The organism is Achromobacter sp. SLBN-14 (assembly GCF_006715415.1).
GTDB classification, from domain to species: Bacteria; Pseudomonadota; Gammaproteobacteria; order Burkholderiales; family Burkholderiaceae_B; genus Achromobacter; species Achromobacter mucicolens.
Map to the genome: position 1 here is coordinate 1,925,541 of NZ_VFNE01000001.1, position 22,870 is coordinate 1,948,410.

The following is a 22,870-nucleotide window of genomic DNA, read 5'->3' on the forward strand; positions in this document are numbered from 1 at the left end:
CGTGTCGGAATGTCAGGGGGATGCGAAGCGGTACACCGCCAGCGTGCTGCGCCAGCTGGGAAACGCCTTCACTTCCTTGCCTTCGTTGAACGTGGCGCGCTCCAGGATGCGCAGGCCCACTTCGCCGGCCAGCTGTTCGAAGTCGCGCAGCGTGCACAGGTGGATGTTGGGCGTGTTGTACCACTGGTAGGGCATCTGCCCCGTCACGGGCATGCGGCCGCGCAGGATGGCCCAGCCGTGCGGCCAGTAGCCGAAGTTGGGAAACGACACCACGCCGTAACGCGCCACCCGCGCCATTTCGCGCAGGATGTGTTCGGTGCGGTGCATGGACTGCAACGTCTGCGACAGCACGACAGTGTCGAACTGCTTGTCGTCAAAGAGCGCCAGGCCGTCTTCCAGGTTCTGCTGGATGACCTCGACGCCGCGGCGCACGCAGGCGATCACGCAGGTGTCGTCGAGCTCGACGCCGGCGCCCTTGACCTGGCGATGATCGCGCAGATGCGCCAGGAGGGCGCCGTCGCCGCAGCCCAGGTCCAGGACGCGGCTGCCCGGTTCGATCCAGCTGGCGATGCGCGCCAGGTCGGGCCGCAGCGCGCCGTGGGCATAGCGAGGGGTCACGGGAGTCATTCGGAAGATCCTTCGGTCAACTGAGCCTCCAGGCCCAGCTCGCGTGCGATGCGTTCGTAGTAGCCGCGCACGACCGCGTGGTAGCGGGCGTCTTCGAGCAGGAAGGCGTCGTGGCCGTGCGGCGCGTCGATTTCGGCGTACGTGACGGGGCTGGCGTTCTTGAGCAGCGCGCGCACGATCTCGCGCGACCGTTCCGGCGGAAAGCGCCAATCGGTCGAGAACGACACCAGCAGGAAGTTGGACTTGGCGGGCGCCAGCGCACGGGCCAGGTCACCGCCCGTGGTGCGCGCCGGATCGAAGTAGTCCAGCGCGCGCGTGATCAGCAGGTAGGTGTTGGCGTCGAAATAACGCGTGAACTTTTCGCCCTGGTAGCGCAGGTACGACTCCACCTCGAATTCGACGTCGTAGCCGTAGCGGTAGGCGCCGTTCTCGGCGGGCGCGCGCTGGGCGCGGCCGAATTTCTCGGCCATGTCGTCGTCGGACAGGTACGTGATGTGGCCGATCATGCGAGCGACCGACAGGCCGCGGCGCGGCACGGTGTCCTGCGCGTAGTAGTCGCCGCCGTGGAAATCCGGGTCGGTGATGATGGCGCGCCGGGCCACTTCGTTAAAGCCGATGTTCTGCGCCGACAGGCGCGGCGTGCTGGCGATGACGATGCAGTTGGCCACGCGCTCGGGCAAGGTGATCGACCAGCTCAGGGCCTGCATGCCGCCCAGCGATCCGCCCATCACGGCCGCGAAGCGCTCGATGCCGAAGTGGTCCGCCACCCGCGCCTGCGCCCGCACCCAGTCTTCGACCGTCAGCACCGGGAACGCGGCGCCCCAGGGCTTGCCGGTCTCGGGATTGATGCTGGCCGGCCCGGTCGAGCCGAAGCACGAGCCCAGGTTGTTGACCCCGATCACGAAGAAGATGTTGGTGTCCACCGGCTTGCCGGGTCCCACCATGTTGTCCCACCAGCCCAGGTCGCTGGGATTGTCGGCGGCCTGCCCCGCCACGTGGTGCGAGGCATTGAGCGCGTGGCAGATGAGCACGGCATTGGTGCGCTGCGCATTGAGCGTGCCGTAGGTTTCGACCGCAAGCTCGTACGACGCCAGCGACTGGCCGCTCAGCAAGGGCAGCGGCTCATCGAAACGGATGAAGGTGGGGGAGACGAGGCCGACCGAACCGGGATCAACGGTATCGGACGTCGTGACGGTTGCGGGAACAAACCCGCTGGCCGAATCACCGGCCAAATTCTGGGCAGGAGTGGTCATACGGACCTCTTTAGCTGGATTTATTGGAAGGCGCCCGCAAGCGGATCAGGCAAATCGGCGCCGAAAATTGGATAGTGCGGCAGGAATTCTAGCACTGCTTGGCGCACGGGCAGCAAGCCCCACGGGCCGCGACAACTGCGCATTGCCCCGGCGCGCAAGACGGCAATCCCCTCGCGGCTGGCTCAGGCGCCGGCCTCCCAGGGTTCCTGTCCCAGGTACTCGTAGCGTTCGGTGTTCACGCGCGACACGCGCCATTCCACCGGCTGGCGGTTATAGGAAAACGCGATGCGGCGGATTTCCAGGAGCGCGCTGCCTTCGGCCACGCCCAGGCAGCGCGCGTGCGTGCGCTCGGCCAGGCAGGTCCGCAGCCGCTCGTCGGTGGCGATGACGTTGACGCCGAACAGGTCCTGGTACAGCGCGTAGAGCGTGCTGGTGCGCTCGCGCAGGTGCGCTTCCAGCAGCCCCGGAAAGCGCGATTCGGGCAGGCACACGTCGTCAACCATTACCACGTCGCCGTTGAGCGACAGCACATTCAGGAACTCGAAAACGTACGCGCCTGCGGGCAGCGCCAGCTTTTCGCGCGCCACCGCAGAGGCCTTCACGCGGCGAAAGCGCAGCAGTTCCGTGGTGGGATAGGACTTGCTGCCGTCCTGCCCGACGATGCGGAAGAACTTGAAGAAGTGATGGTTGCGCGTATGCACCGCAACGTAGGTGCCGCGCCCCTGATGCCGCACCAGGATGTTCTCGGCGGCCAGCTCGTCGATGGCCTTGCGCAGCGTGCCGATCGACACGCCGAACCGCTCGGCCAGATGCTTTTCCGGAGGAATCGCCTCGCCCTGCTTCCACTCGCCTTGCGCCAGCGCGGCAAGCACGGCCTGCTTGACCTGTTCGTACAAGGGACTGCCCAAAGGCACAGTCGGTGACAGGCTGGTGTTCATGGGTGCATCGCAAAAATCAAGGACCTCCAGTGTAGCGGCGCAACGGCCGCCCGCTCAAGTCATCTAATTCATATAGATGATTTAGTTGACTTTGAAAAAAGCCGGGCCTAAGATTTCCTGGCCGTTGTGATCCGCGCCGCAAGCAGCACCCGGGCGGCGCCCTGACCCCAGAGAGGAAGACAATGATTCACGCCGTATTGCACGATGCGAAGGACACGGTGGCGGTCGCCGTGGTGGAGGGCCTGACCGCCGGAACGGAGCTGAACGCCTGGATCATGGATGAGGACAAGATCATCCATGTGCGCGCGTCGCAGGACATTCCCATCGGCCACAAGGTCGCGATGAAGGACATGGCCGTGGGGGACACCGTCTTCAAGTACGGCGTCGACATCGGCCGCGTGGTGGCGCCCATCAAGGCCGGCCAGCACGCCCACGTGCACAACATCAAGACCAAGCGCTGGTAAGCGCCCGTCCATCGCACAGGAACCCACCATGTCCATCATCACTGCCCAGACCACCTTCCAAGGCTACCGCCGCGACAATGGCCGCGTCGGCGTGCGCAACCACGTCATCGTCCTGCCCGTGGACGACATCTCCAACGCCGCGGCCGAGGCCGTTGCCAACAATATCAAGGGCACCCTTGCCCTGCCTCATCCTTACGGCCGGCTGCAATTCGGCGAGGATCTTGAACTGCACTTTCGCACGCTGATCGGCACCGGCTGTAACCCCAACGTGGCCGCCGTGGTCGTGATCGGCATCGAGGAAGGCTGGACCAAGCGCGTCGTCGACGGCATTGCCGCCACCGGCAAGCCGGTCATGGGCTTTTCCATCGAACTGCACGGCGACCACGACACCATCATGCGCGCCTCCCGCTGCGCCAAGGAATACGTGCATTACGCCACCGCGCTCACGCGCAGCGAATGCCCCATCTCCGATCTGTGGGTCTCCACCAAGTGCGGCGAATCCGACACCACGTCCGGCTGCGGCGCCAATCCCACGGTGGGCAATGCGTTCGACAAGCTCTATGAACTGGGCTCCACGCTGGTCTTTGGCGAAACCTCGGAACTGACCGGCGGCGAGCACATCGTCGCCGAGCGCTGCGCGAACGACGCCGTGCGCGAGCGCTTCATGTTCATGTTCGACCGCTACCAGGCCATGATCGACCGCTGGAAGACCAGCGACCTGTCCGAATCCCAGCCCACCAAGGGCAACATCGCCGGGGGCCTGACCACCATCGAGGAAAAGGCGCTGGGCAACATCCAGAAGATCGGCAAGAAATGCCGCGTTGACGGCGTGATCGACAAGGCCGAGATCCCCGACGGCCCCGGCTTGTGGTTCATGGACTCGTCCTCGGCCGCGGCGGAAATGGTCACGCTGTGCGCCGCCTCCGGCTACGCCGTGCACTTCTTCCCCACCGGCCAGGGCAACGTCATCGGCAACCCGATTCTGCCGGTCATCAAGATCTGCGCCAATCCGCGCACGGTGCGCACGATGTCCGAACACATCGACGTGGACACCAGCGGCCTCTTGCAGCGCGAGATCGACCTGAACCAGGCCGGCGACAAGCTGCTCGAGTGCATGCTGGCCACCGCCAATGGCCGGTGGACCGCGGCCGAAGCCCTGGGCCACCGCGAATTCGTCCTCACGCGGATCTTCGAAAGCGCCTGACAAGGCCTTCCGGGCGCCGGCGCGACCAGGAGAACGCGCCGGCCGTCCCTCGCGGCATCATCGCAACATCAACGACAAGAACCTGCAGACCCGGGCGCAGTCCGCGGCAGCAAAGGCGTACGCATTCCTACCCGGGCGTTATCCCCAAGGAGGAAGACAGATGAGTAGCGAACCGCATTACCCCCTGCAAGATGCGCAGCGCCGTCGCCTGCTGGGCGCCCTGGGCGCCGCCGGCCTCTGTGCGCTGGCCCCGTGGGAACGGGCGCTGGCGCAGAAAGGCGCATGGCCCGAGCGTCCCATCAACTACGTGGTGCCTTTTCCGCCGGGCGGCCTGACCGACGTGGCCGCGCGCCAGGTGGGCAAGGCGCTGGCGGATGCCGAACGCTGGAACGTGGTGATCGAGAACAAGCCGGGCGGCAGCGCCAACATCGGCGCGGCGCATGTGTCGCACGCCGCGCCCGATGGCTACACGTGGCTGGCCATCACCCTGTCGCACGCGGCCAACGCCACGCTGTTCGCGGGCAAGGCCGGCTACGACCTGACCCGCGACCTGACGCCGCTCGCCGGGCTGGCGTCCTCGCCCATCATGGTGGTCGTCAACGCCAAGAGCAACATCAAGTCCATGGACGACCTGGCGCGCGCCGCCAAGGCCAAGGCCCTGTCGGCCGGCTCCAGCGGCAACGGCACGCCGCCGCACCTGACGCTGGCGCTGTATCAGAAGCTCACCGGCGTGCCGCTGATGCACGTGCCCTACAAGGGCGGCGCGCCATCGCTGACGGACCTGATCGGCGGTCACCTGGATGTGGTGTTCTCGAACTATCCCGAGTCGCTGGCGCATGTGAAGAACGGGTCGCTGCGCGCCCTGGCGATCACCACGCGCGAACGCAGCAAGGACCTGCCCGATCTGCCCACCACGGCCGAAGCCGGCCTGCCGGACCTGATCGTCGAGAACTTCACCGGCGTGCTCGCGCCCGCTGGCACCCCGCCCGAACTGGTCCAGCGGATCGGCGACGCCATCGTCAAGCAGGTCTCGCAGCCCGCCATGCAGCAGGCCCTGCTGCAATTGGGTTTCGTGCCCCAGCCGCGCGGCCCCAAGGAGTTCGGTGCGTACCTGAAGTCCGAGGTCGACCGCTGGGCCAAGATCATCCGCGACGCCAACATCCAGGTCGCCTGAGGCGGCCGCCCTGCCCACCACAAAGAGGAGTCCGGCAGATGCGAGTATTGATTTCGGAGTTCATGGACGCGCCCGCCGTCGATGCCTTGCGGCAGCGGTTCGACGTGCGCTACGCCCCCGAGCTGGTGGAGCAGCGCGCCGCGCTGCTTGAAGCCGCCGCGGATGCCGACGCCCTCATCGTGCGCAACCGCAGCCAGGTGAACGCCGAACTGCTGGCGGCGGCGCCGCGCCTGGTGGCGGTGGGCAGGCTGGGCGTGGGGCTGGACAACATTGACCTCGCGGGCTGCGAGGCGCGCGGCATCAAGGTCATTCCGGCCACGGGCGCCAATGCCCGCGCCGTGGCCGAGTACGTTATCGGCACCATGCTGTCGCTGTTGCGCGGCGCCTATGCGTCCACGGCGGACGTCGCGGCCGGCGCCTGGCCGCGCACCGCGCTGTCGCAGGGGCTGGAGGCGCACGGCCGCACGCTGGGCGTGGTGGGATTCGGGGGCATCGGCCGGCTGGCCGCCCAGCTTGCCCGCGGGCTGGGCATGCGCATCGTGGGCAGCGATGCGGCCCTGCCGGCCGCGCATCCCGCGTGGCAGGAAGCCGGCGCCGAGCCGCTGGCCCTGGACGAGCTGCTGGGCCAGGCGGACGTCGTGACGCTGCATGTGCCGCTCACGTCCGAGACCCGTCACCTGCTGGACGCGGCGCGCATCGCGCGCATGCGCCCCGGCGCCATCCTCATCAACACGTCGCGCGGCGGCATCGTGGACGAGGCTGCGCTGGCGGCCGCGCTGCGCGCCGGGCGGCTGCGCGGCGCCGCGCTGGACGTCTTCGAGCAGGAACCCCTGCCCGCGGGCGGCCCGCTGGCCGACGCGCCGAACCTGATCCTCACGCCGCACATCGCCGGCCTCACGCAAGAGGCCAACACGCGCGTTTCCGACATGGTGGCCGCCGGTGTGACAATGGCGCTTGACGCCCGCGCACGCTGACGAGGCGCGGCGCGCCTCACACGACAGGAAGGATATGGCTCACATCTATCTGGACGAACTTCAACACCTGGCCGCGGCGGGTCTTGCCGCCGCCGGCGCCAACCCGGTCATGGCGGACAGCACCGCCCGCGCGCTGGTCTTCGCGGAAAGCCAGGGGCTCAGCTCCCACGGCCTGTCGCGCGTGCCGTTCTACGCCGGCCACCTGCGCACCGGCCGCGCCATCGGCTCGGCCGTGCCGCGCATCCTGAACGAACGCGGCGGGGCGGCGCTGATCGATGCCGGCTCGGGCCTGGCCTTCCCCGCCTGCGGCATGGCGGTCGAGCAGGCCACCGTGCGCGCCCGCGAACATGGCGTGGCGTTCGTCGGCGTGGCCAACAGCCATCATTTCGGCGAGGCCGCTTACCACCTGGAAGCCCTGGCCGACGCCGGCATGGTGGGGCTGGCGCTCAGCAATTCGCCCGCCGCCATGCCCGCATGGGGCGGCAAGCGCCCGCTGTTCGGCACCAACCCCATCGCGGCGATCTTCCCGCGCCGTGGCGGCGCGCGGCTGGTCATCGACCTGTCGCTGTCGCAGGTGGCGCGCGGCAAGCTCATGATCGCGGCGCGCGACAACCAGCCGATCCCGCTGGGCTGGGCGCTGGACGCGGACGGCCAGCCGACCACCGATCCGAAGGCGGGCCTGGCCGGCAGCATGCTGCCAGCGGGCGGCGTCAAGGGCGCGATGCTGGCCCTCATCGTGGAACTCATGGCCTGCGCTTTGACCGGCGCGCGCTTCGGCTACGAGAACGAGTCGTTCTTCGTGGACGAAGGCGGCCCGGCGCGGCTGGGACAGGCGTTCATGGCGATCGACCCCAATGCACTGGCGGGCAACGACGTGTACCTGGAGCGCGTGGAGACGCTGGTCGACGCGATGCTCGAAGACGAGGATGTGCGCCTGCCGGGCGAGCGCCGCCGCAAGCTGCGCGACGAGGCCGTCAAGCACGGACTGGATTTGCCCGATGCGCTGATGACGCAATTGCGCACGCTGGCCGGCGCGGGCTGACCCGTCGCCGGGGCGCCCTGGTGCCGGTGCTTAATGCCCGCGCTTAGTGCCCGTGGGTGAACCACAACATCAGCGGCGCCAGCAGCAGAAACACCACGGTGGACACCAGCACGGCGCCCGCCGCGGTGTCGCCCAGCGGCGTGTAGCGCCGCGCGTACATGTAGCTGACCACCGCGCACGGCATGGCCATCTGCAGCGTCAGCGCCCCGGCCAGCACCGGCTCCAGGTTCAGCGCCCACACCACCGCCCCCCCCGTCGCCAGCCCCACCACCAGCCGGATCGCGGCAACCTTGGCGCCGTCGCGCACGCCGTTCGACGGAATGAGCGCCAGCGCATGGCCCAGGCTCAACAGCATCAGCGGCACGGTCACCGCGCCTAGCATGCGCGCCGTCTCGATGATCCACGCGGGCACCGGAATGTTCAGCAGGCGCAGCGCCACCGCCACCACGGAGGCCAGCAGGATCGGACTCTTCCAGCTTCCCTTGGTGTTCACGCCGGGCAGCATGCGCACCGCGATCGTGTGCATCACAAAGGAATTCACGGCAAAGAACGCCACCGCCACCGACAGCCCCGCATCGCCGAAGGCCAGTTGCGAAATGGGCAGCCCCAGGTTGCCGGCATTGGGCAAGAACGCCGTGGGCAGCAGGCTCAGCACGGGCAGCTTCCAGGCCTTGAGCAGCGCCGCGCTGATCAGCGCGCACAGCAGCAGGGCGATCAGCGTTGCGGCGGCCACGTCGGCCAGCGCCCGGTCGTCCAGATGGGTGGTGACGAAGGTATGAAACACCAGCGCGGGCGTGGTGACGGACGTCACCAGCGTGGTGATGAAGTTGCCGCCGAAGGGGAGATCGCGCTTGCCCCAGAAAAGCCCGATTCCCACGCAGGAAAGCAGGGGCAGCATCAGCACAATGGCTGACAGGTAGAACTGCGCGATGGCCAACATGGACTATTCCGTCAGAGATAAAAAGATTGATGCGTCACGGCATCATTGCTTGCCCCCGCTGGGGCGGTCGCAGCAGCATGGGCGCATTGTTCACAAAAGGGCCATCCCGTCCTCGCCGCCATGTCCGCCACACCGATGCGCAGTCTTGCCCACTCATCGCGTTGCGCCGATCGCAGCGCCGACCGCAGTCCGGTCCGAAGCGCCGCCTTGCATCTGTCCGACAGGCAGGCCGCCTGCCTGAAATGGTCGGCCGCGGGCAAGACCAGCTGGGAAACCTCCCGCATATTGGGCGTCAGCGAAAGCACGGTGAATTTCCACCTGCGCAACGCGTGCAACCGGCTTGGCGTGCGGGGCCGGCGCGCTGCCGTGGTGGCGGCGCTGCGGCTGGGGCTGCTCGAGTTCAAGGCTTGATGACGACGGACCGCAGGAATTCGCGCGCACGCTCGGCGGGCAGGCTTTCCTCGGTGCCGGCGGCCACGGCCTCGATCAGCATGGTGTCGGTCACCCACACCCTGGCCTGTAGCCAGCCGGGCTTGCCCACCGCCTTGCCGCGCACCTCGATCGTCTCGCCGTAGGGCGGCCATTCCGAGGGCGGCGGGGCCTGCATGTTGGTGTACAGCGATCGCATCAGGGCCATGCCCAGCGCCTGCCGGGCCGCGGGGCTGGCCGCGATCTCCGGCGGCAGGGGCGCCGATCCCACGGCGAACACGGCTTCGCCAACGGTCGCGCTGGCCAGCGTGAACTGCAAGGCGTGCGTGTCCAGCTTCAGATCGCGCGTTTCGGTCGAGACCCGGGCAGGAAACGCCGCGCGGACGTGGCCGTCGGCCACATCCATCTCGCGCCAGTTGTAACTAGGCGAGCAAGCCGCCAACGCCAGCGCCAGCGCCAAAAAAACGCCCGCTTTCTTGAACATGAAACGAAACAGCGATGAAATCGTCATTACCCGAGAACCCACAGGGTCCAGTCATTTCGAGGAATTCAGAAATTGTCGCCGATTTCCATGGCCCCCGCGCCCGACGGCACCCCGCTCGCCAATTATTCCTGGCCCGCCGCCCCCAACGTGCCGCCCCCGATAGCCGGATTGGAGGACTCCGGGGCCCGCCCCAGCATCTACCTGCTGCACGGTTTGAGCGAGCATGCCGGGCGCTACGACCGGCTGGCGCGCTGGCTGACCGCCCGGGGCTGGGACGTGGGTGCGCACGACCACCGCGGCCACGGCCGCTCGGGCGGGCATGCCGCCACCCTGCGCGACCAGGAAGACCTGGTCACCGATGCCGTGGACCGGCTGCGCGCCTGGACACAGCGCTGCGGCCGCCCGCCCATCCTGCTGGGCCACAGCCTGGGCGCCCTGGTCGCCGTGCGCATCGCGCAGCGCCGTCTGGCCGACCTGGACGGCCTGGTGCTCAGTTCGCCGCCCTTTGCCGTCAACGTGCCGCTGTGGGTGCGCCGCACCCTCACATGGATGTCCCTGCACGCGCCCGACCTGCGCGTGCCGCACGGCCTGGCGCCCGCCCGCATCTCGCACGACCGGGCCGTGGTGAAGGCCTACCGCGCCGATCCCCTGGTGCGGCGCCGCATGACCGGCCGCCTGGCGCGCTTTGTCGACGAAGCCGGCCAGCAAGCCCTGCGCGAGGCCAGTCTGCTGCCTTGCCGCACCCTGCTGATGGTGGCCGGCGACGATGCCATCGTGGCGGCCGAAGGCAGCCGCCAATTTGCCCAGCGGGCCCCCGCCGAACTCCTTACCCTGCGCTGGTACGACACGGCCTGGCACGAGATCTTCAACGAAGCCGCCCCCATCGCCGATCCGGTCTATGCTGACCTGGACGAATGGCTGGCGCGCACCGCCCAGGCATTGTCCCTGTCCCCAGTACTGGTTCCCGAAGCACAGGAGGCCAGCACCCCGTAAAATCCGGCGACAGCCCCCAACGAGAACAATCCGTGACCGATACTGCCGCCAACCGCCTCGCCCGCCTAGAGGCCAACCGCTCGCTGCTGACCCAGGCCCTGCGGGGCATCGAGAAAGAAGGCCTGCGCGTGGACGAACAGGGCATCCTGGCCCGCACGCCGCACCCCGCCGGGCTCGGCTCGGCACTGACCAACGAACACGTCACCACCGATTATTCCGAATCGCTGCTCGAACTCATCACGGGCACGCACCAGGACGTGGACGCGTTGCTGGCCGAGCTTGCCGATACGCACCGCCACGTCTACGGCGTGCTGGACCACGAGCTGATCTGGAACCAGTCCATGCCGGCCACGCTGCCGCCGGAGCCTGAGATCCCCATCGCCTGGTACGGCACGTCCAACACCGGCATGCTCAAGCACGTGTACCGCCGCGGTCTTGCCGAACGCTACGGCAAGACGATGCAGTGCATCGCCGGCGTGCACTACAACTTCTCGCTGCCCGAAGACCTGTGGTCCGTGCTGGACACGCAGCCCGGCTCCGCGCAAGACCGCCGCTCGCGCGGCTATATTGGCCTGATCCGCAACTTCACGCGCTATTCGTGGCTGCTGATGTACCTGTTCGGCTCGGCCCCGGCGCTGGCCAGCGATTTCCTGCAAGGTCAGGACCATCAACTGGAAAAGCTGGGCGACCACACGCTGTACCTGCCCTACGCCACCAGCCTGCGCATGAGCGACCTGGGTTACCAGAACAAGGCGCAGTCGCAGCTCAAGCTCTGCTACAACGACCTGGACACCTTCCTTGGCCGCCTGTACGGCGCCGTGACGCAGCCTTGGCCCGAATACCAGAAGATCGGCACGCATCGCAACGGTGAATGGATCCAGCTCAACACCAACGTGCTGCAGATCGAAAACGAGTACTACTCCAGCATCCGTCCCAAGCGCGCCACCGGCCGCTGCGAGCGCCCCATCACCGCGCTGGCCGAGCGCGGCGTGCAATACGTCGAAGTGCGCTGCCTGGACATCGATCCGTATTCGCCGGTGGGCATCGACGCGGCCACCGCGCGCTTCGTCGACGCCTTTCTCCTGTTCTGCACCGCCTCGGACAGCCCCTTCTTCCCGGCCAATGGCTACTGTCAGCGCAGCGCTGACAACTTCTCGGTGGTCGTCAAGGAAGGCCGCAAGCCCGGCCTCATGCTGGACCGCGAAGGCCAGTCGATCGGCCTTGCGCAATGGGGCCACGAACTGCTCGACCAGATCGCGCCGTACGCCGCGCTGTACGACAGCGCGCTGGGCGGCACCGCCTATGCCGATGCGCTGGCCGCGCAACGCGCCAAGCTCGACCAGCCGGACACGACGCCGTCGGCGCGCCTGCTGGCCGACCTGAAGGACAGCGGTCTATCGTTCCACGATTACTCGCTGGCGCTGAGCCGCAAGCAGGCCGATGCCCTGCGCGCCGAACCGCTGCCGGCCGACGTGGCCGCGGCCTACGAGCAAGCCGCGGCGCAGTCCACCGCCGAACAGCTACGGCTGGAGCAGTCGGACACTGAAGATTTCGACACCTACGTCGTGCGCTATCACGCCGCGCTGAAAGCGCCGCGCAAATAAAGCGTATCGTTAGGGCTCGGGTTGCGCCGCGCGCCATACGGCGGCCGGCGCCAGCCTTACCAGTCACATCAGGAGGTTTTCTTCATGCGCCGCACCGCAACATTCCTGCTGGCCCTGGCGGCCAGTGTGGCGGGCATTGCCCACGCCGCGCCGCCCCCCATGCAGACCGTGGAATCCGTAGACCTGAAACGCTACGTCGGGATGTGGTACGAAATCGCCAACTTCCCCATGTTCTTCCAGCGCAATTGCGTGGGAGACACCACGGCGGAATACACCGCGCATCCGGACGGCACGATCGGCGTGAACAACCGCTGCCGCACCAAGGACGGCGATATCGATTCCGCCTCGGGCACGGCCACCGTGGTTGAAGGCAGCAACAACGCCAAGCTTGAAGTCACGTTCTTCAAGCCGTTCAAGGGCGACTACTGGGTGATCGGCCTGGATCCGGAGTACCGCTGGGCGGTCGTCGGCACGCCCGACCGCAAGTACCTGTGGATCCTGTCGCGCTCGCCGCAACTGCCCAAGGAAGAACTGGACAAGGCGTTGGCCGCCGCCACGGCGCAAGGCTACCAGCTCGACGAGCTGCGCTACACGCCGCAGAAGTAAAGAACCTGGAAGTTAAGGACCGCGGAAGTCTGCGGTCCGCTCAGCCCGCGTAATCGCGGGCCAGCCTGACCACCGTCACGCCGGGCTTCAACTGCCGCAGCGACGGCATGATCAGCGTGCAGTTGTCGTAGGGCGTGACAATCGGCTGCTCGTCAGCCCAGCCGATGGGCGATCCAGCCTTCTCGAACGTCTCCAGTCCCGACCAGGGACCCGCAAAACGCACGTTCATGGACGGCGCCACCACGGCGTCCGTCACCTCCAGCACGCGCTGCTGCGCCGGGTCCGGCAGCAGCCAGCCTTCGGGCAGGTCGGACCGATCCGCCACGCCCGACTCCACCAGCATCCGCGCCACCATGTCGCGCGCCACCTCGCGCGAAGACAGGTCGCCATGAAAGCCGCATTCGATCAGCAGCGCGCAGGCGTCTTCCCGGGCCGGATCGCCGAAATGCTCGAAGTCGCGCATGCGCACGCCGTCCTTGTGGCCGGCATCCACGATCACGTGCTGCGGCGCCTTCAGGCGGCGGGCCAGCGCGATATTGCGCGGCAACACCCCCGTCAACAGCAGCGGCGCTCCCGGCTCGTGCATCGAATGCAGATCCAGCAGCCAGTCGGCGCGCCGCACCCATGGACGCAGCGCCGCGCCGCGCTGGCGGTCGGGCGTGGTGGGATTGTCCAGGCGCTCGGCGCTCCAGACGCGGTTCATGTCTTCCTGCACGAATCGCGAGGCATCGTGATTCGCCGCGTCGAAGCGGTCGAACGCATCCAGATTGCAGAAGGCCAGCGTCAGGCTGCCGCGGCGCGGCCGCAGGCCCGACGCCAGCAGGTCCTTTAGCGCCCAGGCGCCGCACAGCTCGTTGCCATGCACCAGCGCGCTCACCATGAGCGCCCGTCCCGGAACGCCCGAATCAAAGTGCCACACGCCGGGCGTGTCGGTATTGCCTGCGCGCTCGGCGGCGATGTCGGGAACGGGAAGCTTGAAATGCATGGTGATATCCGTGTGCTGCGAGGGTCTTTCGATGTCGTGATGTGCCGTGCGGCCTTATTGCGCCTCGATCTTGGCGGCCTTGACCAGCGCGGCGTACTTCTTGGTCTCTTCCGCCTGGAAGGCCACCGGATCCACGCCCGGCTTGGCGACTTCGCCGCCCGCGTCCTGCATCTTGGCGCGGAAGGTGTCGGACTTCAGCGACTCATCCAGCGCGGCGCGCAGCTTGGTCACCACCGGCTCGGGCAGGCCCGCCGGGCCGTACAGTGCAAACCACAGGTTGATGTCGACGGACTCGAAACCCTTGGTGGCGGCCAGCGGCGCGATCTCGGGCGCGGCGGGCGAACGCTTGTTCTCGGTCAGGCCCAGCGCGACGATGTTGCCGCTGCGGACCTGCGGCAGGCCCGAGGACAGCACCAGCATGCCGAAATCCAGCTGGCCGCTCATCAGGTCCGTGACCAGCGGCGACACGCCGCGGTAAGGCACGTGTTCGGCGCGGGTGCCGGTGGCCTGGTTGATCATCTCGCCCGCCAGGTGCAGGGTCGTGCCCACGCCCGAAGAACCGTAGTTGAACGTGCCGGGCGCGGCGCCCTTGAGCTTTTCCAGGTATTCGGCGGCGGTCTTCACGCCGGAGTTCTTGCTGGCGGCCAGCAGCATCGGCTGCGAGGCCACGATGCCCAGCGCCGTGAAGTCCTTGGCGCTGTCGTACTTGACCGCGGTGTTGATCATGCGGGCGATCACCATTTCGTTGGTGGAGCCCAAAAAGATGGTGTAGCCGTCCGGCGCGGCGCGGGCCACGCGCTGCGCGCCGATCGTGCCGCCGGCGCCGCCGACGTTCTCGACCACGACCGTCTGGCCCAGGCGCTTGCCCAGTTCTTCGCCCAGCAGGCGCGCGGTCAGGTCCAGGCTGCCGCCTGCGGGATAGCCGACGATCAGCGAAATGCTGCGGGCCGGATAGTCGGCCGCGCTGGCAACGGGTGCCACGGCAAGGGCCGAGGCGGCGCACAACGAGACTAGCGCTGCGCGCAACGGATGCAAGATGGACTTCATGAATTTCTCCCTGGGGTGCTGTGGGTGGACGGCGGAGCCGCCTCTTTTGAGTTTCGGGGGCTATTTTCAAGCGCGGCCCACGGACATACCGTGCCGAAGAGGCACATCGTTGTGCTAATCCGGTTTGGTGCCCGCCAATCAGGCCTTGCGGCTGGCCGTCGCTTCCCAGGCAGCTTCGGCCAGGTCGGTCAGCCGGGCGCGCGGGCGGTACAGGCGGACCTCGAAGGCGATCTCGTCGCTACGCCCGCCCAGCTCGGCCAATGCGCCGCGGCGGCAATCCGCCGCCACCATGGACCAGGGCAGCCACGCCACGCCCACGCCCTTGGCGACCGCGCCATGTGCCGCGTCCAGCGAATCGCTGCGCACGAAGGGCGTCAGCGCGTACGGCGTGGCCTCCAGCCGGTCTCCCACGATGCGCTCCATCGCCAGACCGCCGGTATAGGTGATCAGCGGCACCGGCGCGCCGCCCACCTGCAGCTGATAGCGTGGCCGGCCGCGGGCGTCCATCTGGCTGACCGGCACCAGCTTGTCGGTCGCCAGCGTCATGTAGCGGTAGCGCGAGGGGCTGAGCGGCACGGACAGCGCGGGGTGCTCGTAACAGCACAGGAGGTCCACCTTGCCCTGCTCCAGCCGGACCACCAGGTCCTGCGCCTTGCCGGTGGACAGCTCCACCTGCGTGCCGTCGGTCAGCACCCGGGGCGCGCGGTGCCGCAGCCGCGCAATCCAGTCGGCCACCAGCGTGCGCGCCAGGCTGCGCCCCGTGGCGATCCGCAGCACGGCCTCGCCGCCCGCGCCGGAACTGCGGATGCGATGGCGTACCAGTCCCATCTGCTCGACCACCTGCGTGGCGGTTTTCAGCAGCGTCTCGCCTTCGGGCGTCAGCGTCACCGGCAGGCGCTGGCGCTCCACCAGCGGGGTGCCTGCCCACGCCTCCAGGGAGCGGATGCGCCGGCCAAAGGCGGGATGCGTGACGTGGCGCAGTTCCGCGGCGCGCACGAAGCTGCCGGTCTGCGCCAGCGCGATCAGGTCTTCCAGGAGTTTCAGGTCTGCCATGGACGACAAGCTTACGGCATCGCGGCGCTAGGCCGCGGCTTGTCCCTCGGGCAGGGCAAGGATGCGCTCGATGACCTGCGCCGTCTCGCGGTAGTGCGCCGCCAGCAGCGCGGCCGCGCGGCCGGCGTCGCGCGCGACCGCGGCATCGAGCAGCGCGCGGTGCTCGTCGTCGACGTCGCGTTCATGGCCATACGCCACGGCCTGGGCGCGCGCCGGCCGGCGATAGCGTTCCGTCTGCGCGTATAGCTGCGCGGACAGGTCCAGCAGCCAGGGCGAGCGGCAGGCGCCGATGAGTGCCTGATGAAACTCCTGGTGCCGGGCCTCCAGCGCGTCCTCGCGATCCGGGTCCAGGCCGGGCGCGGCGTCCGCCCGGCGGGCCGCCAGCGCCAGCGCATGAAACGCCCCCACCAGCCGCGCCTCCCAGGCGTCGTCGGCGTTGGCCAGCGACCGCCGCAGCGCATCGCAATCGATCAGGACGCGGGTTTCGCAAGCATCGCGCATTTCTTCCACGGACAGCGGCGCGATCCGAAAGCCGCGCGACGTGGTGGTAAGCACCATGCGTTCGCTGCGCAACCGGTTCAGCGCCTCGCGGATCGGCGAAAAACTGCCACCGTAGCGCTGGCGCAGCAGTTCCAGCCGCAGCGACTGGCCCGGCGCAAACGCGCCGCGCATGATGTCGCGGCGCAACTGCCGGTAGATGTGTTCGGACAGCGTGATGTCTTCGACCCCGGCGCCGCCGTCAGCGGCCGCATCCTCGCGCGGGGCCTTGATTCTGGGTTTCAAGCGTTGTGCTCCTAGACGGCCACCACCGGATGGCGCAGCGTGCCGATGCCTTCCACGCAGGCCACGACCACGTCGCCCGGCCACAGGAATTCCTGCGGCTTGCGCCCGGCGCCCACGCCCTCCGGCGTGCCGGTGGCGATGATGTCGCCCGGCTCCAGCGTGATGCCGGCGCTGATATCGGAAATCAAAAACGTCACCTTGAACAGCATGTGGCGCGTGTTCGAGCCCTGCTTCTTTTCGCCGTTGACCGTCAGCCACAGGTCCAGCACCTGCGGATCGGGGATTTCGTCGGCGGTCACGATGCACGGGCCGAACGGCGCGTACGTGTCCTGTCCCTTGGAATAGATCCACTGCCCTGCCCGGCGGCAATCGCGCGCGCTCATGTCCAGCATCACGCTGTAGCCGAACACATAGGACAGCGCGTCGGCCTCGGCCACGCGCGACGCGCGCCGCCCGATGATGACGGCCAGTTCCACTTCCCAGTCCAGTTGCTGCGTGATCCTGGCGTTGTGCTCGATGGCATCGCCCGGCCCGATCACGGTGGTGGGCGGCTTGGAAAAGATCACCGGCTGCTTGGGCAGGTCGGCCGACGTGTCCAGCGTGCGGCTGGATTCGGCCACGTGCTCCACATAGTTCAGCCCGATGCCAAAGATGTTCTTGCGCGGACGCGGGATGGGCGCCAGCAGCTTCACGTTCTCCTGCGGCAGGGCCGTGCCCACCGGCCAGTTGCCGCGAAACGTGTCCAACAGGCGCGTCGCCTGCGCGACCGCCACCGGCCCCAGGTCGATGAATTCCAGCATGTCGCCGGGCAGGTCCACCCCGCCTTCCTGGCCCAGCAAGAAAAGGTCGATCACATAGCCGTCCGCGAGCGCACCCAGGCGGGCGGCGGCGGTGGGATGAGCGCGAAAAGTCACGAGGCGCATCGGGAACTCCAGAAGGTCAAAGGGGGGTGGAACCGGCCGGCGCGGCGCGGCGTCGTGCGTTCAGAAACTAGATCAGTTGTTGATGGCCGCCGTTGTCCTGCACCGCTTCCTCGCGGTACAGCGCAAGCGCGCGCATGACGGGCAGGTCGTTGAAACAGAAGAGGCACGCGTCATCGTTGGACGACAGGTTCGCGTGTTCGTGAATGGCCCACGAAGGCACGCAGAAAATGTCGCGCTCGGTCCAGTCGTAACGCTTGCCGTCGATCACGGAAAACCCGCTGCCCTTGGCCACCTGATAAATGAAGCTGCCGGTGTGCCGGTGCGCCTGGGTGTGTTCGCCCGGGCGCAGCAATTGCATGCTGGCGCCGATGGTGGGCATGACCGCGCCGCCCGTTGCCGGATTCACGTATTCCAGCAGGATGCCATCGTACGGACTGCCCGGTGCGGTGCGCGCATAGCGGCGCAGGGCCTCATACGTAGGCTCCCATTCGTACTTGAAGAGGGGGGAATAGGGCTTGGTCCACCCGGACACCTGCGGCCGCAGCGCCACGCCGCCCCACGCGCCGCTGGTGTCGTCCACCGGGTGCGTGATGGTCTGGTTAAGGTCGGGATGCACGGCATAGAACCCGGCTTCCAGCGCATTGACCAGCGGAATGTCCAGGCCGTCCTGCCAGATGCAGGTCGTGCCGTCCTCGGCCACGCCATGCTCGTGCCACGTGCCGTTGGGCGTCAGCACGAAATCGTTCGCGCCCAGCGTCATCTTGTGGCCGTCCACCACCGTGTACGCGCCTTGCCCTTCCATGATGAAGCGCAGCGCCGAATGCGTGTGCGCGTGCGCACTGGCCAGCTCGCCCGGCTTCATCACCTGCAATCCGGAATACAGCCAGCCCACCGCCGCGGCAACGTCCTGCCGGCCGGGGTTGTTCAGGTAGATCACGCGCCGGCCCGCCTCTTCGGGGGACACCAGCTCGGCGGAGCGCAACACATGACCGCGCAGGTCCCGGTACCGCCAGACCACGGGCACCGACGCCGACCGCGGCGCCCACGGCTCGATCTTGTTCGCCACCGTCCACAACGCGCCCGTCTCAAGCCGCGCCAGTTCCTGGTAGTAGGCCACCCGCTCCGGCGAGTCGGCCACATTGGCGCGGCCCGCGGTGTCCTCGCGGTAAGCGTCGTAGCGGTTCGCTTCCATGTCGTGCCCCTGGTTTTATAAAACGCCGAGGATTTTCGAAAATACTAAGCGCGCCACGAAGGGTGGGCAATGGGCAAGCGCTAGGGGTTTTCCTGCAATGCCGTAAAGGCGTTCAACGCCACGCCGCGAAAATATCTGGACGACCTGCGCAAAAATACTGTACAAAAACACAGTGCGACGTGATACATTTCGCTCGCCCGAAAAACTGTCGTCCAGGGGAGAATTCCTGTGTCAGAAGCTGCTCATCTCGTTCAGTACATCGTCGTTCCCTATCGCGCCGCCGCCAATGGCGTCGCCCCCGGGGAAATCCGTCCGGCCAGCAGCGAATTCGGAGCCATCCGCATCGCGAATTCCATGGCTTCCAAATTTGCAGGCGTTGCCGCCTACGAAGTGATGATCGACAAGGAAACCGGCGACATGGAATCGCCGCGCATCCTGATGCAGATCGGCACCGTGCCTTCACTGGACGACTAGCCAACGCAAATCGCCCGCCCCGCATGCACGCGGGGCGGGCGATTCAATGGCATGGCGCGCCTTGCCAGCGCACCTTCCGTGGGATCGGTCATCCGCTGTATCCTGATCTGCGTGCGCTAGAACAGATACTTGATCCCCAACGAGCCCCCCACCGCGCGCATGCCCGACGCGCCGCCCAATCCCTGCTCGGCGTTCAACTGCACATTGACGAAGGTGTTCTTGCCGGCCCGCCGGTCATAGCCTGCCGACAGTCCCACACGCGATCCGTCCAGTTTGTTGTCAAAAGCAATGTCGCCTTGCGTCAGCGTCTGGTATTCGCTGGACGACTCCCCCAGCGTGTGCCGGTAACTCAGCATCAGCCAACCGTGGTTCCGCACGTCATCCTGTTCGCCCCAGGCTTTTGACAGCTTCAGACTCACGCGCGAATGCAGCGCATGCGATGCCGGCAGCGCCACTTGGCCAATGTCGTCATCGCCGTCGCGCAACTTGACATGCTGAACCATCACCTGCGCCTGCGGTTCGAGTCGAAGCCCGCTGGACGCATCGCCAATGTCGAACGCCTTGCCGGCTTCCGCGGAAAGCGCCGCGCCCCATCCCGACGTCTGCATGGACATGCCTTCCCTACCGTTCGATTCGGTCTTTACGCCATAGCGGCTGATCTGCGTGACGAAGTCCACATACCCGCCCTTGCCGTCCATCATCGTGTAATACGCGCCCAGGCCATACATCGTCTGATCGCTGCGGCCGGCATGGATCGTCGATCGCGTGGAGGCCTGATAGTGATCCACGTCGGAGCGGGAAACCAATGCGGTGCCGAACACGCCCAGGCTGTCGCGGCGGATGCCCTTGCTGGTCACGAACAGGTCCGTGCCCACCTGCAGGCCACCCAGCGTCGTGCGGCTTCCGACTTGCGACTGCAGGATGCCGCGCGAAGCGCCATCGCGGTCTTCCCAGCCCCCCAGCGTTCTGGCCCAGACGTAGGGGTAGACCTTACGGGCCAGCGTTTCGGTCGCGCCCATGCGCTCATTGAAGGTGCCCACCGCCAACTCAGACTGCCTTAGGGCTTGGCCGCCCAGCTGCGAATAAAGCGAGACCTCGGGGCGGACCTCGCTGATCAAGTACCAGTTGTTGGCAAGGTCAGGCGAGCCATCCTGCGCGCCATGCGTCAGCACATAGTGAAACGCGCCGGCCCGCGGGGCTTGTCCGGGCGTTTGCTGGAACGCATTGTCCGTGCTGGCGCCGGCCTTGACGACCAGAAAGCCGTTGCCGGCATAGGGATCCCCGAAGCCGCTGTCGGTGTTGAGCGTCAGGTTCGTCAGCCCCGTCGCCCCTGCATTCAAGGTCAGGTAATCCACGGTGCCGGCCGAGGTCGGGATCATGTGCAACTTCACTTCGCCGCCGCTGCCCACCAGGTTGTTGGCGGTGAACGTTCGTCCGATCGACGCGTTGGTCCCGTCCGCGGGCGGCGCAAACGCGACGCTGCCTTCAAGCCGAAGCTCGTTGACGGTGCTGAGGTTGTTGGCTTGCGAGGGGTTGGAAGCGGAGTTGGAATCATCCGTCAGGACGTTCCATTTGCTGGTCGCGTCGATGGAAAGATTCGGTCCATCCACCCAGCCATCCAGCGTGGCGCCGTGGGTCAGATGCAGATCGGCGCCGCCCGACCCCACGACCCGGGCCACCGCATGATCGGCCTGGCCCAGCGACGTGCCATTGATGACCAGCGTGCCATTGTCCACCCGCGTCATGCCGGTATAGGAGAGCGGTCCGGTCAGTGTGGTGGTGCCGCCCAATTGATGCAGCTCACCGGTGCCCGATATGGCATTGGAGAACCAACCGTCGCGTTGAGATATCGCCAGGATGGCGTTGTTCTCGATCGCGCTCGCGCCCAGGGATCCGCCGTCGTAGAGCCCCCCAATGCCAAGGTGCAGCACGCCCTCTTCGATCACGACGGGACCGGAAAATGCATGGTTGTCTTCGCTGATGAACAGGGTGCCAGCGCCCGTCTTGGTGAGCGTGCCCGAGCCCGTGATATTCCCCCTCATATGCAGGTCCGGCTGCAACCCGGCAGGCAGATCGGGGCCTGCCGTGTGGATCGCGCCGTCTCCCGCGAAATGCACGTCGCGATACATCTGCATGTGGCTATCGATTTGCAGCCCGCCGCCGTTGAAGGTGAGCAGGCCTTGCGGGTTGCCAAGGCTTTTATCGTGATCGATCGCGAGCCACCCGCCCGAGAGGGTCCAGGACGTCTGAACCGCCGGGTCGGTCCAGTCTGTCAGCTTCCACGTCCCGGCAGAGGTTTTCTCGAAGGCATTGAAGCCCAGATACTGCGCCGACCCGGTCGCGCTGTTTCCGATCAGACGGACATCAAAGGCGTTGCTCTCGACATCCAGACGGGAGTTCCAGCCGCCATCCAGGACAAGCGTATTCTTGCCGCCGGATTCCGTGGCATCGACCAGGCCAATGATCTGGCTGTCCGGGTTGTCCCAGCCGCCCTGCCCTTTGATCACCAGCGTGGAATCGCGGGCGGTCGCGGCATATTTGATGGCGGTGTCCTGGTTCTCCGGCCCGTGCGATATCGTTCCCGTATTGATGATCACGGAGTTGGCGCCCGTGACGTAGACGCCGTGACCGCTCCTGCCGCCGGCGCCGCCCGCCGGGCCGCCCTCGTTGTAGCTGCCAGGCCCGCCGTTGCCGCCCGATCCGCCGGCCGCGCCGCCACCACCGCCGCCACCGCCGTAGCCGTCCAGGACGGCATCTATTTCATCCCGACTCAGCCCCAGCGCCAGCGCTTCGGCCGCTTCAGGGTTGGCGATGCCGCCGTCCACCCCGGGCTCTCCGCCAGCAATGCCACCCACGCCGCCCACGCCCGAAACCTCGCTTTCGCGTAATGCCTGGCCCGGCGTGCCTCCATGGGTGTATGTGCCGCCGCCCCCGCCGCCGCCCCCTGCAAATTTGCTGGCCCCCGGGCTCTGCAAGTTGCCGCCGCCGGGCGAACCATTGAATCCCCCGTGGCCGCCATCGCCCCCAAAACCCGCCCCGATCACGCCGCCAAAGGTGAGGTCCGCGCCGCCGCCGCCCCCGCCGCCCGCGCCGCCGCCCGCGCCCCCACTTCCGTCACCGCCGCGGCCGCCATTACTGGACACGGTCACATGAAACGCGCCCCCGCCGCCGCCCCCGCCGCCGCCGCCCTTGCCGCCGCTGATCGAGTAGCCGTCGTTATGCAAGACCACGCCGTCGCCCGAGATCACGATGCCGTGCCCGCCATTGCCACCCGTGCCTCCCGCGCCGCCCACGACGCCGCCGCGTCCACCGCCCCCGCCGCCGCCACCTCCGCCGCCGGGCGCCCCTTCGATGTCGTCATAAGTCGTGTAGGACGTTGTGATGTCCAGGGCGGTAACGCCATCCCCGCCGTCCCCGCCCCTGCCGCCATTGGCAGCCCCGCCCACGCCGCCCGTCCCCGCCTCACCGATGATCAAGGCGTGTGCAGTGGGATGGGACAGGCCCAGAGAGATCAAAGACAGGCCAAAACAGAGCTTGAGCGCCATGCCGCGCGCCTTGTCGATTCGATTCGAGATCGAATCCGCACGTCGCAACGCCAAGCAAGAATCCGTGTGCATCATTGGTTCATCCTGGATGTGGATTCACGCGCGGCTTCACGAGTTCGATTACACCCGGCGCGTA

22 protein-coding genes and 1 riboswitch are annotated in these 22,870 nt (G+C 67.3%); of the genes, 10 read left to right on the plus strand and 12 right to left on the minus strand.

Annotation, left to right across the window (positions count from 1 at the left end; genetic code table 11):
* Window positions 1-12 precede the first annotated feature (12 nt).
* The 3 genes from metW to FBY20_RS08795 all read right to left on the minus strand — a co-directional run bounded on the left by metW (window position 13) and on the right by FBY20_RS08795 (window position 2,818).
* On the minus strand, window positions 13-627 hold the full coding sequence (gene metW / locus FBY20_RS08785; protein ID WP_056327562.1) for a methionine biosynthesis protein MetW: 615 nt from the start codon (window positions 625-627) through the stop codon (window positions 13-15).
* Window positions 624-1,880, minus strand: coding sequence for a homoserine O-acetyltransferase (locus tag FBY20_RS08790; protein ID WP_172802147.1), 1,257 nt, complete (start codon window positions 1,878-1,880; stop codon window positions 624-626). Before FBY20_RS08790 ends, metW begins: the two co-directional genes overlap by 4 nt.
* Window positions 1,870-1,951, minus strand: a riboswitch (SAM riboswitch). It overlaps the preceding gene by 11 nt.
* 111 nt (window positions 1,952-2,062) lie before the next feature.
* Complete coding sequence (locus FBY20_RS08795) at window positions 2,063-2,818, minus strand: GntR family transcriptional regulator (RefSeq protein ID WP_142051515.1); 756 nt, start codon at window positions 2,816-2,818, stop codon at window positions 2,063-2,065.
* 182 nt (window positions 2,819-3,000) lie between these two features.
* Here FBY20_RS08795 and FBY20_RS08800 point away from each other — a divergent pair, with 182 nt between their 5' ends.
* The 5 genes from FBY20_RS08800 to FBY20_RS08820 all read left to right on the plus strand — a co-directional run bounded on the left by FBY20_RS08800 (window position 3,001) and on the right by FBY20_RS08820 (window position 7,676).
* Entirely contained in the window at window positions 3,001-3,282 is a 282-nt protein-coding gene (locus FBY20_RS08800) for a UxaA family hydrolase (RefSeq protein ID WP_056327564.1), read from the plus strand.
* Window positions 3,283-3,310: 28 nt separating this feature from the next.
* Window positions 3,311-4,486, plus strand: coding sequence for a UxaA family hydrolase (locus tag FBY20_RS08805; protein ID WP_056327565.1), 1,176 nt, complete (start codon window positions 3,311-3,313; stop codon window positions 4,484-4,486).
* A 160-nt stretch (window positions 4,487-4,646) separates the two neighbouring features.
* On the plus strand, window positions 4,647-5,660 hold the full coding sequence (locus FBY20_RS08810; protein ID WP_056327566.1) for a tripartite tricarboxylate transporter substrate binding protein: 1,014 nt from the start codon (window positions 4,647-4,649) through the stop codon (window positions 5,658-5,660).
* Window positions 5,661-5,698: 38 nt separating this feature from the next.
* Complete coding sequence (locus FBY20_RS08815; RefSeq protein WP_142051518.1) at window positions 5,699-6,634, plus strand: hydroxyacid dehydrogenase; 936 nt, start codon at window positions 5,699-5,701, stop codon at window positions 6,632-6,634.
* A gap of 34 nt (window positions 6,635-6,668) precedes the next feature.
* Window positions 6,669-7,676: an Ldh family oxidoreductase gene (locus FBY20_RS08820; protein ID WP_062840256.1), complete on the plus strand. Its 1,008-nt coding sequence runs from the start codon at window positions 6,669-6,671 to the stop codon at window positions 7,674-7,676.
* 43 nt (window positions 7,677-7,719) lie between these two features.
* Here FBY20_RS08820 and FBY20_RS08825 read toward each other — a convergent pair whose 3' ends face one another.
* A complete protein-coding gene (locus FBY20_RS08825; RefSeq protein ID WP_056327569.1) occupies window positions 7,720-8,616 on the minus strand; it encodes an AEC family transporter in 897 nt (298 codons plus the stop codon).
* Window positions 8,617-8,823: 207 nt separating this feature from the next.
* Between FBY20_RS08825 and FBY20_RS08830 the strand changes: the two genes are divergently transcribed.
* The gene (locus tag FBY20_RS08830; protein ID WP_056327570.1) at window positions 8,824-9,027 is read left to right on the plus strand and encodes a helix-turn-helix domain-containing protein; all 204 of its coding nucleotides are present in this window, start codon (window positions 8,824-8,826) and stop codon (window positions 9,025-9,027) included.
* On the opposite strand, the gene FBY20_RS08835 is transcribed toward FBY20_RS08830, so the two are convergent.
* A complete protein-coding gene (locus FBY20_RS08835) occupies window positions 9,017-9,556 on the minus strand; it encodes a hypothetical protein (protein WP_056327571.1) in 540 nt (179 codons plus the stop codon). The genes FBY20_RS08830 and FBY20_RS08835 overlap by 11 nt on opposite strands.
* Window positions 9,557-9,601: 45 nt before the next feature.
* Here FBY20_RS08835 and FBY20_RS08840 point away from each other — a divergent pair, with 45 nt between their 5' ends.
* From FBY20_RS08840 to FBY20_RS08850, 3 genes are all read left to right on the plus strand, one after another.
* Window positions 9,602-10,522 carry an alpha/beta hydrolase gene (locus tag FBY20_RS08840; RefSeq protein WP_142051521.1) on the plus strand — a complete coding sequence of 307 codons (921 nt, stop codon included), beginning with the start codon at window positions 9,602-9,604 and terminating at the stop codon, window positions 10,520-10,522.
* A 32-nt stretch (window positions 10,523-10,554) separates the two neighbouring features.
* The gene (gshA, locus tag FBY20_RS08845) at window positions 10,555-12,126 is read left to right on the plus strand and encodes a glutamate--cysteine ligase (protein WP_142051524.1); all 1,572 of its coding nucleotides are present in this window, start codon (window positions 10,555-10,557) and stop codon (window positions 12,124-12,126) included.
* Window positions 12,127-12,210: 84 nt separating this feature from the next.
* On the plus strand, window positions 12,211-12,732 hold the full coding sequence (locus FBY20_RS08850; RefSeq protein ID WP_056327573.1) for a lipocalin family protein: 522 nt from the start codon (window positions 12,211-12,213) through the stop codon (window positions 12,730-12,732).
* Window positions 12,733-12,772: 40 nt separating this feature from the next.
* Here FBY20_RS08850 and FBY20_RS08855 read toward each other — a convergent pair whose 3' ends face one another.
* From FBY20_RS08855 to FBY20_RS08880, 6 genes are all read right to left on the minus strand, one after another.
* Entirely contained in the window at window positions 12,773-13,717 is a 945-nt protein-coding gene (locus tag FBY20_RS08855) for a succinylglutamate desuccinylase/aspartoacylase family protein (protein ID WP_056327574.1), read from the minus strand.
* Between the two features lie 54 nt (window positions 13,718-13,771).
* A complete protein-coding gene (locus FBY20_RS08860) occupies window positions 13,772-14,764 on the minus strand; it encodes a tripartite tricarboxylate transporter substrate binding protein (protein ID WP_056327575.1) in 993 nt (330 codons plus the stop codon).
* 138 nt (window positions 14,765-14,902) lie between these two features.
* Window positions 14,903-15,817, minus strand: coding sequence for a LysR family transcriptional regulator (locus tag FBY20_RS08865; RefSeq protein ID WP_142051527.1), 915 nt, complete (start codon window positions 15,815-15,817; stop codon window positions 14,903-14,905).
* A 27-nt stretch (window positions 15,818-15,844) separates the two neighbouring features.
* A complete protein-coding gene (locus FBY20_RS08870; protein ID WP_142051530.1) occupies window positions 15,845-16,600 on the minus strand; it encodes an FCD domain-containing protein in 756 nt (251 codons plus the stop codon).
* 11 nt (window positions 16,601-16,611) lie between these two features.
* Window positions 16,612-17,523, minus strand: a complete 912-nt coding sequence (locus tag FBY20_RS08875) for a fumarylacetoacetate hydrolase family protein (RefSeq protein WP_142051533.1) — start codon at window positions 17,521-17,523, stop codon at window positions 16,612-16,614.
* Window positions 17,524-17,590: 67 nt separating this feature from the next.
* The gene (locus tag FBY20_RS08880) at window positions 17,591-18,715 is read right to left on the minus strand and encodes a cupin domain-containing protein (RefSeq protein ID WP_142051536.1); all 1,125 of its coding nucleotides are present in this window, start codon (window positions 18,713-18,715) and stop codon (window positions 17,591-17,593) included.
* Between the two features lie 228 nt (window positions 18,716-18,943).
* Between FBY20_RS08880 and FBY20_RS08885 the strand changes: the two genes are divergently transcribed.
* Window positions 18,944-19,189, plus strand: a complete 246-nt coding sequence (locus FBY20_RS08885; RefSeq protein WP_056327580.1) for a hypothetical protein — start codon at window positions 18,944-18,946, stop codon at window positions 19,187-19,189.
* A gap of 116 nt (window positions 19,190-19,305) precedes the next feature.
* Here the strand turns inward: FBY20_RS08885 and FBY20_RS08890 are convergent, their stop codons facing one another.
* Window positions 19,306-22,788 (minus strand): autotransporter outer membrane beta-barrel domain-containing protein, encoded by a 3,483-nt coding sequence (locus tag FBY20_RS08890; protein WP_160144396.1) that lies wholly within the window; start codon window positions 22,786-22,788, stop codon window positions 19,306-19,308.
* Window positions 22,789-22,870: the final 82 nt, after the last annotated feature.